Below are 17,296 nucleotides of genomic sequence, written 5' to 3'. Positions count from 1 at the left end.
TTAAACGCCGCTCAGAATAACCTGGCTGCCCCGGCGCACCCAACGACCACTCGCCCCCGCCGCTTGTGCGCGAGACGGGCGGTGATCCCGCAGCAGGCCTGGCGCGTGACGACGCGCTGCCATCACTACACCGCGCCGAAGCGCCCTGGCCGAAGGTATACCGCGCTCAGTGTCCTCGACTGCGGCATTGGCGGCTCCTGCCGTAAAACGTACAACTTGGCGTGCAACTTCAAGCTCCTGGTCCTCGGGGCTCAACCCCTCAAGTTCCAGGCCGAGGGAGCGACCGATACGGTCTGCAACGCCTCCACCAATGGCACCGCCCGCCGGTCCTCCAAAATAGCTGCCCGCCGCGCGGCCGGCCCACCGCAGCCCCCGCTGTGCCACGCCCCTGGCAATCCTCTTCAGCCGACGTCCGGCCCGGCTACGCAAGAATTTTCTGCCTCGCCTTGCCACTTTGCGAACACCGCGCGCTGCTCGTTTAAATAGACGGCCCAAAAATTGTTCCAGTTCCTCGTCGTCGCCTACTTCCAGCAATTCCATGGCAAATTCCATCTCCTCTTCTCCACTCAAGGGGGATGCCACAGATTCGGGGTGTTCATCCAAGTCCTGTTCGAACTCGTATTCTTCTTCGCCCTCCAGCTCGAGGGCTTCCATTTCTTCGGCGCCCCATTCGGCCTCATCATCCTCGGCACTGGCGGAGAAACGCGTCTCCAATTCTCCCTCCATCTCTAATTCATCCAAGGTGCGGTCAATATCGTGGTTCATATTCCCTTCCTCATTCAGTTTTAGTTGGGGTGGGCCCTAGCAAGAGCCGTGCCTGGCCTGTTGTGAAGGATTGCGGACATGCGCCGCATACCCGGGTTGAGAAAAGCCAAGTAGGGCTGTCTCAGCGTGCTACCGGGTAGAGATTTGCAAGTCGCGGGCCAACTTCCGTTAATTCGGTTGTCAACAGGACAATCCAAAAAATGAATAGGCTTTCTATTGATATGTCGCCCCTGTAATTTTGCAGAATTGCCACATTTTCAAGGGCTTGAGTCAGACTGTGTCTTGTGGCGGAACATCCTTCTATCCCATTGACAAGGCGAGTTATAGAGTTCCCTTTGCAATAATTCAGACTACTGGTAGATTGTTGGTGCGAAGCGGACTTCGTTTGCGTCTTAAGAAAGGAAAAGTTGACGAAGGCACCTTCGCTAACCCTCTCTTTTAGGGTGGCGGGCAATGAAACGATTTCACTTTAGATCGCGCGGGCAAAGGTGACCTGAAGCTGCGTTGACCAGGCTCTATCCTGAAGTCTCTGATGAGATAAGCAGTGGGACCACAATATTTCTTCGGCGGTGCCCCAGAAGCCCATCAACTTTTGTGTTTGAACAGTCGCTGGGAGTGACACATTTCCCTATAGCTACATCCTCATAAAACAGGCGGGTGTCCTAGCTAGTCTGGATTTGGACAAAGCCCATCTGGGGTAGGGCACCGGTATTTACTCTGGTAGCCGCCTCAATAGGCAGTCCCCTGGGTATTGGCTATCGATTGGTAGAGCGAAGTCGAGAAAAAGGCGCACAAATCAACATAAGTTGTCTGATAGTCAAGCTTCCGGATGAAAAATGACCAGCGTTGCTGGCGCGATTGCATTAGAATCCGGATGTCCTGACAGGCTAATAGGCTACCGATTGAGGTGTAAAGCATGGGAAACCACGCCGCGAATGAGAGCCGCTCTCATGAAGAGAGAGGGCACTATCTGACGAGCGAAATGTCAATTCCCATTTGTTCCGCACATATCGCAAACTTTTTCCTGGACAGAGCCAAAACCGCAGGCGAATCGCTTACCATGCTGAAGCTGATGAAGCTGGTGGCGATAGCCTATGGTTGGGCGCTGGCGGCTTTGGGGCGGGATATTTTGGATGGTGAAGGGCTTGAAGCCTGGAAGTTTGGCCCTGTGGTAGCGTCTCTTTACCATGAATTCAAAGGGTATGGCCCGCGCCCAATAACTCATAGGGCGGTTGAGTTTGAGCTGATGGAGATGGAAGATGGCTCTCTGGCATCTAAAATGCTCACTCCAAGTATCCCTGACGATGACGAGGACCTGCTGTTTATTTTAAATTATGTTTGGGAGGTATATAGGCAGTATTCGGCCTTCGATCTGGTAGATATGACACACCAGCCGGAAACCCCCTGGGCGGTTACCTACAAACCAAACAGTAAATACGAAAAAATTCCTGATAATTTGATTAAAGAACATTATAAAAAATTTATACAAGACGTCATTGTCAAGGAAGATAACAGTGCAGGAGCTAGACCAGCAGCATGAATTAGTAGATGACCTGAGAAATAAAGGAGCAGAACAGGCATCTGAAGCAGTCAGGGAACGATTTCCACCCAGCCAGAAAGATATCACAGATTTAAATCGATTACGGGAAGAGGACGACTATGGTTTGTCAAAAACCCTAGTCAATGTGAAACGTCATATTTATTGGATGTTGGGATACACAGCAATCCTGCTAATTGTATTGGCAACCTCATTCGTATCATTTTTACTGCTCAACTACGGAATTTATCTGCTGGATAATCCTGACAAGGTGATTGCCCTGATCAAGGATATTGGCAAGATTACTAGCGGGGCCTGCGCCACTATAGCGGTACAACACCTTATATGGAAAGCGAGGGCGCGCGGGAGCAGCTAAGTTTCTTGACAGGCCAATGAAGTCGGTTGCTCACCTCATACTAAAGCACAGTTTTTACACCGTTTTACGGTCATAAGGTCGATACACCAGCTTTGATAGGATGTAGGGGTAATCTGCAACCAATTGAGCTTTTTTCCGAAATGGGTTCGTACATATTTCTTGCTAGTGCATCAGATGCTCGCGGTCCAATAAACTATAATTGTCAAGGATTTTAAGCCTGATCTCCGAGATAACCACTACATGCTACAGTTACATGACGTGGAGTAGAAGAGGTGTTTCTCTTAGATCTGCTTGGCAGTTGTTGAGTGTTTTGATTTTGAGGAGAAATAATGAAGAGAATGCAAGGAAAATGCCTGTGTGAGGCTGTGAAGTATGAGATATCCGGTAAATTAGGTGCAGTATTCAACTGCCACTGCTCCAAGTGCCGGCGCTGGCATGGGGCTCCATTTCGGTCCCGAGCTTCAATAGACGTTTCCCAATTTAAATTAGTATCTGGGAAGGAGTTGCTAAGTACATTTAAGTCGTCGGATAATGTGACAAAGTTTTTCTGTAAAGTCTGTGGGTCATCATTGCATAGTACCTATGAAAATAAGCCCGATGTGGTAGGTGTTGCACTGGGCCCTCTGGAAGGCGTGGAGTCAAAACCGGAGGCGAATATCTTTACCGCCTCAAAAGCATCCTGGTATGAAATATGTGATGGATTGCCGCAGTATGAATCCTGGCCGGGGAGTGAGGATCGGGTGAGGAAAACAAATCTATAATCGGACTAAATTATCACCGATGACCCTTAGGCAGGATAGGCCCAGTATATTTGCAGGCTCTTTGTCCGCAATTACATCAATGGAGAGTGTTGTATTTAGAACAAGCCAGGCGTGAAGTCATGCCTTTGTAGGTTTTAAGGGCGCCGCTTTGAGCTGTGGATTTGACAGATTTTTAACCCGACAGCTAAATAGGCCGCCGGATTAGTGCAGTACAAGGATGGGCCCTCGCCGGGTAGCGGTCGGCGCAAGCCATTTCGCCAAATTGCGCAGGTTTTTAAGGGCGGCAATCCAATCGCGAGGGATAGTCTATTGGATTGCTGAGTTAGCAGTTGGAATATTAATATGAAATGGCTTGAGTTAAAAATTCCGCCGGTCTTGTTGGTTTTTTTATTTTCGATATTTATGTGGATAGTTTCTCTGGTATTGCCAAGGGTTGACTTGAATCTGTATCTTGAAAATATCGTCTTCGGATTGCTTAGTGCCATATCTGTATTAATAGTTATACTTGGCGTTGTCAGTTTTAGGCGGGCAGATACCACTGTCAATCCAATAAATCCAGGTTCCTCTTCAAGTCTGGTGCAAACGGGTATTTACCGGTACAGCAGAAATCCGATGTATCTTGGTTTTATGCTGTTTCTGTTGGGATTTTCGGTATTTTTGCAAAGCGTATTTGCCATGTTTCTGCTTCCAGTTTTTATTGCCTATATGAATTCCTTTCAAATAAAGCCTGAAGAGAGGGCGTTGGCGTCTATTTTTGGTGAGGAATTTATAAGGTACCAGAGAAAAGTGCGGAGGTGGATTTGATCCCGGCGCCTCTATCAGGTTGTTGAAAAAGGCATCCTGCCTTTTTCAAAACACGAAAAGCGAAAAATGTGATTTTCACTTTTTCCCTCAAAATCAACGACTTAGGCGTCGCCGATTTTGCCGAAACATCCATATTCCGGTAGCAGGCTGTTGAAATTCTTAGAATTTCAACAGCCTGCTATGCAATGGGTGAACAACCCAAAATGGCGCAATGCCTCGTACTCTATGTTGTTTGAACTCGTTCGCACAAAGGTTTAAATAGGGGCCCGGGCAGGGCCTGCCTCTGGATGTGTGAGATCTTTCCTCTTGGCTGCTTATTTTTATCCATGTGCTGAATGGATTCGCTGGACTAGTACATCATTCAGTACACTACTTTAAATTGGTATTGGCGACTGAGAAGGCAGAAAGCTCCTGTTGTCACCAGTTATTTCCTGCCGGCACTTACCGGCAGTGCGCTGCCCCCTTGCCTTTATATCTCCATATCCCAATTCCACAATCTGTGGGTCCGGGACTTCATTGACAGAGTATCACCTGGATGCGTCAGGGGCGGCAGCCCTATGGTGATGAAAAATGCGTCGATGCCAGCCCAGGATCTTGGGGCCTATTAGCCGCTATATGCGCTTTTTAGCGGGTGTTTGGGATCCTGGCAGGCGTGTTGCCATGGACGCAAGCGGCCAATACAGCAGCGATAACGGGATTCAGGGGCGGGGTTTCGGTCAGAGCTGAATATGGCTTGTTCTATAGTAGTTGGGTGGTTGATTGGGAGCGGACCATGCCCCGGGGCTGGACAGGATCACCTTTGGAGGCCATTCTCACGCCCCTAGTGAATTGTCCCCGGCATCAATAACTGCCACCCGGGGCTGGGTGGACACGAAGCTAGGCGAAAGGGGGTGCCGGTGACAGATTGACCAATTTTCGGGGTTATCCGCGCTCTGCCCGGTTCCCTCACCCTGATGGACAGGGTGAAGTATGCAGAACTTTGTAATCCGCTTTGGAGAGGTACATTGACGAAAAATTTCGCAAAAATTATCGACAAGCCCACTTTTTTTGGTTCATTGGCACTATTGCTGCTGGTCACTGTACCTTTGATTTTGTTTCCTGAAGCGGGGGCGCAACAGGTCACCGCCGCGAAGAATTTCGTCACTGATAAACTCGGGGTTTTTTATCTGCTGCTGGGTGTCGGGGCAATATTGTTTATGATCTATATCATATTTAGCGATATTGGCCAGATAAAGTTGGGAACGCCGGAGGAGGATCCGGAGTTCTCGACCCTTTCCTGGGCCTCGATGTTGTTCTGTTCCGGAATCGGGGCATCGATCCTCTATTGGTCAATGGTAGAGTGGATCTATTATTATCAGACCCCGCCGTTTCAGGTGGAGGGCGGTACACCTGATGCGGTGCGCTGGGCGGTGGCCTACGGAATATTTCACTGGGGCCCGCTGGCCTGGTCCATTTACCTGATACCAGCCCTGCCCATAGCCTATTTTTACTATGTGAGAAACCACAGTGTCCTCAAGATCAGTGAGGCGCTGATGCCGGTTCTGGGCGAGGAACGGGCCAAGGGCGGCATAGGCAAGCTGATCGACGTACTCTTCGTTTTCGGTATGCTGGGAGGGGGCGCCACTACTCTGGGTATCGCCGCGCCCCTGATTACCGAGGGGGCTCACGAGCTGCTGGGCGTGCCCAATGACCTGGGTACGCGAATCCTGGTACTGATGATCTGTACCCTTATTTTTGGCTACAGCGCCTTTGTGGGCTTAAAAAATGGCATTCGCGCATTGTCCAACATCAATATGTGGCTTTCGGTCGTGCTGCTTGTTTTTGTATTCACCGTGGGGCCCACACTCTTCATGCTGAATACCGGCCTGGATGCCCTCGGCAGAGTATTGGACAACATTTTCCACATGGCGTCCTGGACCGAGCCCTTCTCTCAATTCGAACAGTTCCCGGATACGCATTTTCCGCAGGACTGGACCATTTTTTACTGGGCCTGGTGGTTGGTTTTCGCACCCAGTGTCGGCCTGTTTATCGCGCGGATATCCCGTGGCCGAACAATCAGGGCCATGGTCGTAGGGTCTATATTTTTTGGGACTCTGGGCTGTTTTCTGTTTTTTATGGTTCTCGGAAATTACGGTGTCTACCTGCAGTTTTCCGGCGAATTGGATGTGGTGCGGATGCTCAATGAGCAGGGGGCCACAGCGACCATATTCGCAATACTGCAGACGCTTCCCCTCAGCAGGCTGGTTATTCTGGTTTACACCGTGCTCGCGCTGATCTTTACTGCGACGACCTTTGACTCCATCTCCTACATTCTCGCCGCCGTGGTGCAAAAGGAGGTGGATGAGGAACCTGCGCGCTGGAATCGGGTATTTTGGGCGTTTGCCCTGTCTGTGATGCCGATTACCCTGATGTTCCTCGGCGGTCTGGAGACGCTGCAGACCGCCAGTGTCATAGGTGGTGTTCCCCTGCTTGTGGTGGCACTCCTGCTGTGTGTATCGATTGTCAAGGCCGGAAACTACGATGTGCGCTACCAGCCGGATTACGAGGAGAAGGAAATCTACATAGAGGATTTCCCCGAGGACGATCCCTGGAGCAAAGAGGGGGACTGGGAAATACCCGGCCCGTCCGGGCATGGTGTATCACATGATGACAAGCCCCATATAGAGGGTGATCCCGGCAGCCACCCCTCCCGCCTTTAACCCAAGTCAATTCCTGTTCAATGGGGCTGGGTGCCGATGGTACCCTGTAGTCCCCCTAATTCCCGAGCTTCGGCGATACGCAGCGCTTGTGGACCTTTCCGTTGGGGAAGGCCTAAGTCAAGTCCACATCCCTGCGATGTCCTAGATTTGACCTGACGCACATTTAACAACTGGCTTACTGTATACAATTCCGCCTGTTCAGAACCCGCTCACTGGAGCCATTGCCGCGCTTGCGGTAGGTGGTGTCAATCGGGCGGCGTCTGTTTGTTAGAGGTGGGGTCAGGGGTAGATCACATGTGCAGAATTCTACAGTTAACAGTATTTGCGCTGCTGGCAACGGTCGGTTTGGCACAGGATATCGATCGCAACGACATTCGCGGCCTGGACGAACAGATTCAGGATGTGAAAAAGGATGTGATCGACCTGACTTCCGAGTTGAGCCGCCTGGAGGAGAAGCTGCTCTTTCCCTCCAGCACCCAGGCTTCATTCTTCGTCTCTCTGGAGGGGCCCGACGGGTTCGACCTGGAGTCGGTGGAAGTCAAGTTGAACGGTGAGGTGGTTGCGCACCACCTCTACACTTTCCGGGAGATTGAGGCTTTGCACAAGGGAGGTGTGCAGCGCATTTACACCGCCAATGTCCAGGCCGGCAATCACCCACTGGAAGTGAGCTATATCGGCAGGTCCGGGTCCGGCAGGGACTACCGGGCTACGGCGAGCTATGCCGTCCACAAGGAGGTGGGGCCCAAGTTCGTGGAGATCAAGATCGCTGGTACCGAGTCCAAGATCGACTTCAAGGACTGGTAAGCATGTCTTCCCGCCCGGTCTCCCTTCTGGCAGGCGCACTCGCGCCCCTGATCGCCGCCGCAACGCTGGCCGCACCCACCGCGGTGGCTGCCGTTGATACTGAGGATCAGTTGAGGGATCTGTTTTTTGGCGAGGCCATGTTCGAGGCCTATCAGGAAAACTACTTCGACGCGATCGCAGAACTAGATACCGAACTCAACCAGTATCTGTCTCTGGATGAGCCGGAGCTGGACCCTTTCACCGCCCACTTCAGCCAAGCGGCATTTTCCGTCGGTGATTTCGAGCTTTCCTACCGTATGCACCGGGAGGCGGGGCGCGCCGTGCAGGCGGTGCTGAAGGGCAATGTGCCGCAACCGGTGCGCAACGAGGCCGCCTACCGGCTGGCAAAGATACACTACCACAAGCAGCAGCCGCTCAATGCCCTGCATGCCCTGGAATTGATCGAGGGTCGGGTGCCCGAGCGGGTGCGCGCGGATGAGCAGTTTTTGCGCGCGCGGGTGTATATGGAACTGGGGCGTTTTGAGGAGGCGATCACACTGCTGCAGGACCTGAAGGGGGAGGCTTCCCTGGATGGCTTCGTCGAGTTCAATCTGGGCATTGCGCTGCTGAAATCGGACCAGCCCCAGCGGGGTGTGGTCGAGCTGACGGCGCTGGGCCGGCGGCGCAGTGACGACCCGGTGCAGCAGGCCCTGTACGACAAGACCAATCTCCTGCTCGGCTCATACCTGATGGAGACCGGTGAGCTGGCGCTGGCGCGGCCCTATTTTGACCGGGTAAATCTCAAGGGCCCCTTTTCCAACCGGGCCCTGCTCGGCGCCGGCTGGGTGGAGGCCCGCTCTGAACGCTACGACCGGGCGCTGGTACCCTGGAAAATCCTGCAGGGTCGCAAAGGCACCGACGAATCGGTGCAGGAAGCCATGCTCGCCGTGCCCTTTGCCTACGGCAAACTGGATGTGCACAGTACTGCGGCCATTAACTACGGCCGCGCGCTGGATGCCTTTGGCGGTGAGGTGGATATCCTGACCGCTTCCATCAACAGCATCCGCCAGGGAAAATTTTTGCAAGCGCTGCGCCGCAAAGAGGCCGCCCAGGTACAGAACTGGGTGGTGGCACTGCGGGATATTCCCGGTGCCCCCGAGACCCATTATCTCCTGGACCTGATGGCGTCCAATGATTACCAGGAATTCCTGCACAACTACCGCGACCTCAACGATTTGTTCGAACGCAATCAGGACTGGCTCAACAGTCTCGATGCCTACGTCAACCTCATTGCCCTGCGCCGCGCCTACTATGAACCGCTGTTACCGCAGCTCGATGGGCAGTTTCGCCAGTTGGACGCGCGTATCAAGCTGCGCACCGAGCAACGGGACAAGTTTGCCGCGCGGATCGAGCAGATGCTTGTCACCCGCCGGCCGGAATTCCTCGCCAATACGGGGGAACAGGAAGCGAGGCTGGAGTTGCAGCGCCTGCGCCGGGTCATTGAGCGCAACCCGGCCGGCTACGGGGCTGGGATCGGGGCGCGCCTGGCCCGCCTCGAGGGGCTATTGCAGTGGCGCCTGGCCACTGAGTACGACGCGCGTCTCACCCAGGCCTACAGGCACTTGCAGGAACTGAATACAGAGATCGCCAAATTGCAAACGGTGTATCGGTCATTCGTGCGCAGCCGCCAGGCGGCCACCCACAGTTATGTGGGTTACGACGGAAGCATCACCGGGTTGCGGGGGCGCCTGCAGCGAGCGCAGGAGCGGCTGGAGCTGTTGATGGCGCGGCAGGGCAATATGCTGGAAACGCTGGCTATCCGCGAGCTGGAGCGGTGCCGCAGCCAGTTGGAGAGCTACCAGATCAAAGCGCGTTTTGCGCTGGCAGACAGTTACGACCGTGCCAACGAACTGCAGGAGCGCAACGCGGATCAGCGCAAGATAGAGCAGCACCGGAAAGAGGATGGTGAGCCTCTGCCCGGCGATACACCGCCGGAATTGACGCCGCCGCAGGCAGGCGGGGAGAACGAGGAATGAGAGCCTGCAGGAAAAAAATACTGGGCGACGCACTGGGTAATTACCGCGCGCTGGCAATGGTCTCGGCAGCGGTGTTGCTGGGCGGTTGTGCCACCAGCGACAGCGGTACTATCGGCAGTCTGCACAGCGTCGATATTGAAATCAAGGAAGAGTATATCGATGGCAGTCTTGAAAAGGCCCTGGCCAGCTACCAGCGCTACCTGCAGGAAACCCCGGAATCCGGTCTGACGCCCGAGGCGATGCGCCGTATCGCCGACCTGAAAATCAAACAGGCCCACAGGGCGGAGGAGAGTGACATAGATGCGGCGGCGGGCGCGACCGGTACATCGGGTGAAGTGGTATCCATCGACGCGGCGCAGCCTGCCAGTCCTGCGGGCATCCCGCTGGAGGCGCCAAAGCGGGCCGGTGCCCCGGTGGTGGTTGCGAGCGCCGGCGACACCCCTGTTGCGCCGCCGGTAAATACCGGTGGCGAATCGGACAGTGAATTCGAGGCCCGCGTCTCAGCTGGTATCGAGGTGGCAACGGACGCTGCACCACTGCAGGTGCCCGGGGCCGATACGGATGCGCTGCTGGCGGCGAACACCCGCGATGCCATAGCGCTGTACCGCGATCTGCTGGCCAAATACCCCCTGTACGACCGCAATGACCAGGTGATCTACCAACTCTCGCGAACCTACGAGGAGAGTGGGCAGATAGAGGAGGCGGTGACAGTGTTGCGCCAGCTGGTGGCGCAATACCCGGATTCGCGGCATCTCGATGAAGCCTGGTTTCGCCTCGGTGAATACTATTTTACCCGCAAGAAATACCTGGACGCGGAGGAGGCTTACGGCCGCGTGGTGGGGATGGGGGTTGTCTCCAGTTTCTATGAGCTGGCGCTGTACAAGCGCGGCTGGGCGCTGTTCAAGCAGGATATGTACGAGATGGCGCTGGACGATTATGTCACCATGCTGGACTACAAGTTGGCGCAGGGGTACGACCTGGAACAGCAGACCAATGAAGTGGAACGCAAGCATGTCGAGGACACATTCCGTGTTATAAGCCTGAGCTTTTCCTACCTGGGCGGCGCGGAATCCGTAGTCGATTACTTTTCCCGCAGGGGGGAGCGCAAATACGAATCCTATGTGTACAGCCACCTGGGCGAATACTATCTGGACAAGCGGCGCTACCAGGATGCGGCGAAAGCCTATGACACCTTTGTGCAGCGCAACCCGCTGCACAGAGTCGCGCCGGATTTTTCCATCCGCATCATCGAGATCTACCAGCAGGGCGGCTTCCCGAAACTGGTGCTGGACGCCAAGAAGGAGTTCGCCACAACCTATGCGCTGCAGGCGCCCTACTGGGAGGTGTTCGATATTGGCGAGTACGGTCCGGTGGTTGAATTCTTGCAGAGCAACCTGATCGACCTCGCCGGCCACTACCACGCTGCGTATCAGAACAAGCGCCTGAAAGACAAAAAAGGCGAGCACTACCGCGAGGCCATTCACTGGTACCGCGCTTATCTCGCCTCCTTCGGCGACAAGCCCCGCGCCGCGGACATGAACTATCAGCTCGCGGGTCTGATGCTGGAAAACGGGGACTTTCACCAGGCCGCGCAGGAGTATGAGCGCACCGCCTATGACTATCCCGCCCACAAGGACTCCAGCGAGGCGGGCTACGCCGCGGTCTACGCCTATCGCCAGCACATGGATGTCGCCCTGAAGGATGCCCCGGCGGCCACGCGGGAACCTTTCAGCCGCGAGATCATCCGTTCGTCGCTGGCTTTTGCGGATAGATTCCCGCAACACGAAAAGGCGCCGCAGGTGCTCCTCGGCGCGGTCGAGGACCTCTACGGGCTAAAGGATTTTACCCCCGCCATTGCCAACGGCCGGCTGCTGCTGGAGCGATTTCCCGCGGCCGACAGCAGCATTCGCCGTTCCGCCTGGATTACGGTGGCCCACGCTTCGTTTGAAACCGGGGCCTTCGCCGATGCAGAGGCGGCCTATGGTGAGGCTATCGCTATGGCCGGTGTCGATGCAGAGGACCGGGCCGGTCTGATCGACAACCTGGCCGCTTCTATTTACCAGCAGGGCGACCGCGCCCGCGGGCAGGAGGACTATGCGGCGGCAGCGCAGCACTTCCTGCGCATCCGCGGTGCTGCGCCGGGGGCATCCATTTTGGCGACGGCGGAATACGATGCGGCGGCCGCGCTGATTGCGGTGCAGGACTGGCAGCAGGCGGCGGGGGTGTTGCGGGCGTTTCGGCAAAATTTCCCCGACCACGAGCTGATCAAAGAGGTAACCAAGAAGCTGGCGGTGGTTTACCAGGAGGCCGGCGAACTGCTGCTGGCGGCGGCGGAGTTCGAGCGCATCGAGCGCGAGTCCGGGGACGAAGCGGTGCGCCGCGAAGCCCTGACCCAGGCGGCGGACCTCTACCTGGCGGCCGACAGCGATGACAGGGCAATGGCCGTTTGGCAGCGCTATGTCCAGTTGTTTCCCAGTCCGTTGGAGCCGGCACTGGAAGCGCGACAGAAAATTGCCGACCTGCACCAGAGCAGAGGCAATACCAACGCCTATCTGGCTGAGCTGAGGTCCATGGTCGCCGAGGAACTGGAGGCTGGCGATCAGCGCACCGACCGCACCCGCTATCTCGCCGGTCACGGGGCTTTGGTGTTGGCGGAACCCAGCTTCGAGGCGTTCACCGGGATTCGGCTGGTGAACCCCATCGAGCAGAACCTGAATCTCAAGCGCACCCGTATGAAGGCGGCGGTCGGCGCTTTCTCAGCCCTGATCGACTACCAGGTGGCCGACGTGACCGCGGCCGCAACCTATTACCTGGGCGAGATTTACCTGCATTTCAGCCTGGCCCTGAAGGACTCCGAACGGCCCGGCAACCTCAGCCCGCTGGAGCTGGAGGAGTACGAGCTGGCACTGGAGGAACAGATTTATCCGTTTGAGGAAAGAGCCATTTCCGTGCACGAGAAAAACGTCCAGCTGCTGGGTTTCGGTATCTATAACGACTGGATCGAAAAGAGTATCGCCGAGCTGGCGGCGTTGGTGCCGGCCCGCTACGCGCGACTGGAACAGGTGGGAGACTATATGCAGACCCTGGTGCCCGGGCCGGTGACACAGGAGCAGCCGCAGGAGACCACTCCGGCCCTGAGTGCAGCGCCCGCCGCGGACGAGGTGAGCGCGGACCTCTCCCGGACCGGTGCGGAGCCGCAGGGGTGATGGTTATGGTCGCGAAATTCTCATCGTTGAGCGCCGCATTGCTGTGCGTCATGCTGCTCGCATCCTGCGCCTCGGCCCCATCCCCGGGGGGCAGGGTGGGCGATTATGCCTCAGTCCGGGTCGCCGCCGGCGTAACGAGGGATTTTCAGAGGTCGCTGGAGTATTTGCGCGCGCAGGACTATGCAGAGGCGATAGAGCTTCTGCAAAGCGTCGTCGAGCGCGAACAGCGGCTGCCGGCACCCTATGTCAACCTGGGTATCGCCTATTACAAATCCGGTCTGCGGGAAAATGCGCAGAAGGCTTTCCTGCGGGCATTGGAAATAGAGCCGCAACATCCAGTGGCCACAAATGAACTGGCTGTGCTTTATCGCAAGCAGGGCGAGTTTGAACAGGCCCGATCGCTTTATGTGAGCGCTTTGGCAAAACATCCGGATTATGGTCCGCTAATTAAAAATTTAGGAATATTGTGTGATCTCTATCTGCAGGATGTGCCTTGCGCTTTGGCACAATTCCAGCACTACCTGCAGTTGCAGCCCGAGGATAAGGACGTGACTATCTGGGTAGCGGATCTGAACAGGAGGACAGGCCAATGAGATGTACCGGTGCAATGGGAAGCTGTGTTTGCCTGGCAATGTCGCTGGCTTTCGGTGCCGCTGCCCAGGAGCAGGCATCCGACGGGGATAAAAAGGTCGATAAGGAGGTCAAGGAGCTTTCCGGTATATCGATCATCGGTAACAAGGAAGCACCAAAATCGCTGTACATAGTGCCGTGGAAAAGTTCCGAGGTGGGTGTCGAGAGCGATCTGGTCTCCAGTTTGATGGACGGCGAACTGAAACCACTGGACAAGGAGGTTTTTTCCCGGGAGCTGGTATTTTATCAGTTGAGCCTGGAGCAAAAATAATCAGCCTGGCGAGCAAATTTCGCGGGCGGGAACGCCGAAGTTACTGCAGTGTATTTTAAGAGGGTTTGCAATGAATTTTTTCAATAGCGTTATCGCGTTCTTCCAGACTGGCGGTGCCTTCATGTACCCCATTCTCGTGGTGCTCGCGCTTGGCGGAGCGGTGGCCATAGAACGCTATATTCGCCTGCTCTATGAACGCCACACCAATCGCGCCATATGGGACAAGTTGCAGCCGATTCTCACTTCCGGGGATTTTGATCGCGCGCGCAACCTGGTCAAACAGGACAATTCCGGTGTGAGCAAGCTGCTGAGTATGGGGCTGGCCCGTCAGGGCGCCGTTCGCCGCCGCGAGGATATAGAAATCGCGATGGAAGAGAGCATGATGGAAATCATTCCGCAGCTGGAGAAGCGCACCCCCTACGTTGCACTCTTTTCCAACATCGCCACGCTGCTGGGCCTGCTGGGCACCATTATGGGTCTGATCGAAGCCTTTACCGCGGTGGCCAATGCCAACCCAGCGGAAAAGGCGGATCTGCTTTCCGCCAGTATCTCGGTGGCGATGAACACCACTGCGTTTGGCCTGATGGTGGGTATTACGCTGCTGATCCTACATGCCCTGCTCAACTCCCTCACCGGTGAAATCATCGACAGCCTGGAAATGGTGTCCGTCAAGGCGCTGAATATCATCAGTGTCTCCTCACGCCGCCGCGGCGACCTACAGGCCGGTGGCGGTGAGACCGCTGCCCCGCGGCCTGTGCAGAAGCACCAGGTCGCGAAGCCGGACAGCGCGGTCAAAGATCAAGCGACGGAAAAAGTGTGATGAGAAGGCGGCGCCACGGGAGAAGTAAAGAGGCTCCCGAGCTGGATATCACTGCCTTTCTCAACCTGATGGTGGTACTGGTGCCCTTCCTGCTGGTATCGGCGGTATTTTCCCGGGTCACAATTCTGGAGCTGAATATGCCCAGCGGCGCCGGCGGCGGCGCCCCGGACGATCCCACCGTGACGGTGGAAGTGGTGGTGCGCAAGTCGGCGCTGGAAATCAGCGATGGCGAAAAGGTAATCGCGCGGTTTCCCAACCTGATAGACCTGTCGGCGGAGGTAAAGGCTGGAGAAGATACAGCTTTGGCCGGCACTGGCGGTGACCAGCCGCAGGCATTGCCCTTCACCGACGAGGTTTACGACCTGCGTCGGCTACGGGAATTCCTGCTGGAGGTAAAAGCCAGTTATCCGGACAAGACCGATAGCATTCTGTTGATGGAAGAGGACATCGCTTACGAATACCTGGTGGGCATCATGGATACCGTGCGCAGCGCCGACGTTCGCGCGGAAGGCAGTGATCCGGATGACCCGGACGCGGTGGAGCGAGTGGCGCTCTTCCCGGATATTTCCATAGGAGATGCGCCGTGAGACGTGAAAGCCGACGCATGAAGCGCATGGCGCGCAGCCACAAGCGCAAGAAAACCGCCGCTATGAACCTGACGTCCCTGATGGACGTGTTCACCATCCTGGTGTTTTTCCTCTTGACCAACACCTCCAGCAACGAGGCGCTGGAGCCCCCTAAGGTGATCACCCTGCCGGACTCGGTGGTGGAATCCAAGCCGCGGGAAACGGTAACCCTGATGGTGACCGATGAGGAAATTCTGATTGAAGCCAAACCGGTAATTGCCACTGCGGAGGTGATCGGCAGCGAGGGCATCATTATAGAGGCGATCAAGGAAGCCATGATTGCGGAGATGGACAAGGCGATTCTGGTGGCGACATCCAGTGCCGGCGATGCACAGGCGGGGGAGGGCGACGGTGCGACACCGGACGCCGGGCTGGAAGTGCCGCCGCCGGAGGTGAATATTCTCGCGGATCGCGGCATACCCTTCAGCTTACTCAAGAAAGTCATGTCCAGCTGTACCGAGGCCGGTTATACCAAGGTCTCATTGGCGGTTATCCAGAAAGCGGCACAAGGTTAACGGAAGTCTGTGAGTAATTTTTTGCAACAGAGGCGGGTGCTCAGCGATGAGCAGGAAGAGGTTCGCCGCCGCGTTGGTAAATTTGCGCAAGAGCAACGGCAGCTCGATGCCAGGCTGGCGGAACTGGAACAGGACGGGGAGAAGCAACAGCTGCTGGGTGAAATCTCCGCGCGGCTTTCCAGGCTTGAGGATATCGGTGCCGGTGAACTCTTCTGGGGCCCGGATTACCGCGACGGTGCTTCGCGACAACTGCTGCAGCGCCTGCAGCACACAGTAGAGGGCTACCAGGACAGTATCGGGGCTCTGCGGGAGCGGCGCCAGTGGCTGAGAGATGCCATCGCCGCGGGCGAGGAAGACCTTTTCGACCTGGATGAGCAGGCGCAAAAACTCCAGCAGGAAGAGCAGGAGGCGCAGTTCGAGTTCGAGGTGACCCGCGAGCTGAAACTCTCCGACGGCCGCATCTCGGTACTGCCATGGCACACCCAGGGCGACGATGAGCGCCGATTCCGCCGCTGTCTGCTGGCCTCGCTGCTGGTGGCCTTGCTGCTGGGCTGGACTGTCCCCATGTGGACCCTGCCGGAACCCGAGGATCAGGTGATAGAGATTCCCGAGCGCCTGGCCAAACTGGTGATCGAAAAGAAAACCAAGCCCAAGCCACCCCCAAAACCTGAGCAGGCCAAGCCCAAGCAGGAGGAGAAAAAGCCCCAGCCCGAGCCGGAGCAGAAAGTGGCCAAGCAGGATCCGAAGCCCGCTCAGGAGGAGAAGAAGCAGGCGCGGAAGAAAGCGGAGCGCGCCGGAGTCCTGGCGTTCAAGGACAATTTCCAGGACCTGATCGAGGACGATCTCGACTACCGCCTCGGCCAGCAAACCCAGCTGAGCACCGCCGGCAAGCGGGAAAACCGCAGTCAGCGCTCACTGATCACCGCCGCCGCCACCGCTGGCAGCGGTGGTATCAACACCGCCAAGCTGAGCCGCAATGTGGGCGGCAGCGGCACCGCGCTGGAGGGGGTTGCGTTTGCGCGGGTGGAAAGCGCCATCGGCAGCGAGAGGGATTTTGCCGGCGAGGACCGGCCGCTCAGCGACGGCGTCGGCCCATCCCGCACCGACGAGGAAATCCAGATTGTTTTCGACCGCTACAAGGCTGCGCTGTATCGCATCTACAACCGCGAGCTGCGCAACAATCCCGCCCTGCAGGGCAAGATGGTGCTGAAGATCACCATCGAACCGGACGGCTCCGTATCCCTGGCGCAAGTGGACTCCAGCGATATGGACTCGCCGGCGCTCAACGCCAAAATTGTGGCGCGGGTGAAGCGGTTTAATTTCGGCGAAAAGGCCGGTGTGCCCACCATCACCATTCTTTTCCCGATCGATTTTCTGCCCAACAGCTGACCGTCGGGCAGCCTTTTCCCGCGTGGAAAAAAGCTGCCGGCCGACGGCGCTGCTGCCTTTCCCTTCGCCGGGGCCCGG

Annotated in this window: 15 protein-coding genes; 14 read left to right on the top strand and 1 reads right to left on the bottom strand. The window is 56.4% G+C overall.

What is annotated here, in order from left to right; all coding sequences use genetic code 11:
- Positions 1 to 765: a hypothetical protein gene (locus AB1S50_RS08945; RefSeq protein WP_367150253.1), complete on the bottom strand. Its 765-nt coding sequence runs from the start codon at positions 763 to 765 to the stop codon at positions 1 to 3.
- A gap of 916 nt (positions 766 to 1,681) precedes the next feature.
- Between AB1S50_RS08945 and AB1S50_RS08940 the strand changes: the two genes are divergently transcribed.
- The 14 genes from AB1S50_RS08940 to AB1S50_RS08875 all read left to right on the top strand — a co-directional run bounded on the left by AB1S50_RS08940 (position 1,682) and on the right by AB1S50_RS08875 (position 17,218).
- Positions 1,682 to 2,305, top strand: coding sequence for a Panacea domain-containing protein (locus AB1S50_RS08940; protein WP_367150252.1), 624 nt, complete (start codon positions 1,682 to 1,684; stop codon positions 2,303 to 2,305).
- A complete protein-coding gene (locus tag AB1S50_RS08935; protein WP_367150251.1) occupies positions 2,280 to 2,678 on the top strand; it encodes a hypothetical protein in 399 nt (132 codons plus the stop codon). The genes AB1S50_RS08940 and AB1S50_RS08935 overlap by 26 nt, the downstream gene beginning before the upstream one ends.
- A gap of 329 nt (positions 2,679 to 3,007) precedes the next feature.
- A complete protein-coding gene (locus AB1S50_RS08930; protein ID WP_367150250.1) occupies positions 3,008 to 3,439 on the top strand; it encodes a GFA family protein in 432 nt (143 codons plus the stop codon).
- A gap of 342 nt (positions 3,440 to 3,781) precedes the next feature.
- Positions 3,782 to 4,243 (top strand): methyltransferase family protein, encoded by a 462-nt coding sequence (locus AB1S50_RS08925; RefSeq protein WP_367150249.1) that lies wholly within the window; start codon positions 3,782 to 3,784, stop codon positions 4,241 to 4,243.
- A gap of 1,004 nt (positions 4,244 to 5,247) precedes the next feature.
- On the top strand, positions 5,248 to 6,942 hold the full coding sequence (locus AB1S50_RS08920; RefSeq protein WP_367150248.1) for a BCCT family transporter: 1,695 nt from the start codon (positions 5,248 to 5,250) through the stop codon (positions 6,940 to 6,942).
- Between the two features lie 294 nt (positions 6,943 to 7,236).
- Entirely contained in the window at positions 7,237 to 7,746 is a 510-nt protein-coding gene (locus AB1S50_RS08915) for a hypothetical protein (RefSeq protein WP_367150247.1), read from the top strand.
- A 2-nt stretch (positions 7,747 to 7,748) separates the two neighbouring features.
- Positions 7,749 to 9,761 carry a tetratricopeptide repeat protein gene (locus tag AB1S50_RS08910; protein ID WP_367150246.1) on the top strand — a complete coding sequence of 671 codons (2,013 nt, stop codon included), beginning with the start codon at positions 7,749 to 7,751 and terminating at the stop codon, positions 9,759 to 9,761.
- Positions 9,758 to 12,967 (top strand): tetratricopeptide repeat protein, encoded by a 3,210-nt coding sequence (locus AB1S50_RS08905; RefSeq protein WP_367150245.1) that lies wholly within the window; start codon positions 9,758 to 9,760, stop codon positions 12,965 to 12,967. Before AB1S50_RS08910 ends, AB1S50_RS08905 begins: the two co-directional genes overlap by 4 nt.
- Positions 12,968 to 12,972: 5 nt before the next feature.
- On the top strand, positions 12,973 to 13,560 hold the full coding sequence (locus AB1S50_RS08900) for a tetratricopeptide repeat protein (RefSeq protein ID WP_367150244.1): 588 nt from the start codon (positions 12,973 to 12,975) through the stop codon (positions 13,558 to 13,560).
- A gap of 14 nt (positions 13,561 to 13,574) precedes the next feature.
- A complete protein-coding gene (locus tag AB1S50_RS08895; protein ID WP_367150243.1) occupies positions 13,575 to 13,868 on the top strand; it encodes a hypothetical protein in 294 nt (97 codons plus the stop codon).
- A 70-nt stretch (positions 13,869 to 13,938) separates the two neighbouring features.
- Positions 13,939 to 14,688 carry a MotA/TolQ/ExbB proton channel family protein gene (locus AB1S50_RS08890; RefSeq protein ID WP_367150242.1) on the top strand — a complete coding sequence of 250 codons (750 nt, stop codon included), beginning with the start codon at positions 13,939 to 13,941 and terminating at the stop codon, positions 14,686 to 14,688.
- Positions 14,688 to 15,275, top strand: coding sequence for an ExbD/TolR family protein (locus AB1S50_RS08885; protein ID WP_367150296.1), 588 nt, complete (start codon positions 14,688 to 14,690; stop codon positions 15,273 to 15,275). Before AB1S50_RS08890 ends, AB1S50_RS08885 begins: the two co-directional genes overlap by 1 nt.
- The gene (locus AB1S50_RS08880) at positions 15,272 to 15,829 is read left to right on the top strand and encodes an ExbD/TolR family protein (protein ID WP_367150241.1); all 558 of its coding nucleotides are present in this window, start codon (positions 15,272 to 15,274) and stop codon (positions 15,827 to 15,829) included. The genes AB1S50_RS08885 and AB1S50_RS08880 overlap by 4 nt, the downstream gene beginning before the upstream one ends.
- Positions 15,830 to 15,838: 9 nt before the next feature.
- Positions 15,839 to 17,218: an AgmX/PglI C-terminal domain-containing protein gene (locus AB1S50_RS08875; protein ID WP_367150240.1), complete on the top strand. Its 1,380-nt coding sequence runs from the start codon at positions 15,839 to 15,841 to the stop codon at positions 17,216 to 17,218.
- Positions 17,219 to 17,296 lie beyond the last annotated feature (78 nt).

The organism is Microbulbifer discodermiae, assembly GCF_040742695.1.
Lineage (GTDB): Bacteria > Pseudomonadota > Gammaproteobacteria > Pseudomonadales > Cellvibrionaceae > Microbulbifer.
The sequence above is the reverse complement of the archived record's forward strand: the minus strand, read 5'-3'. Positions and strand labels throughout refer to the sequence as shown.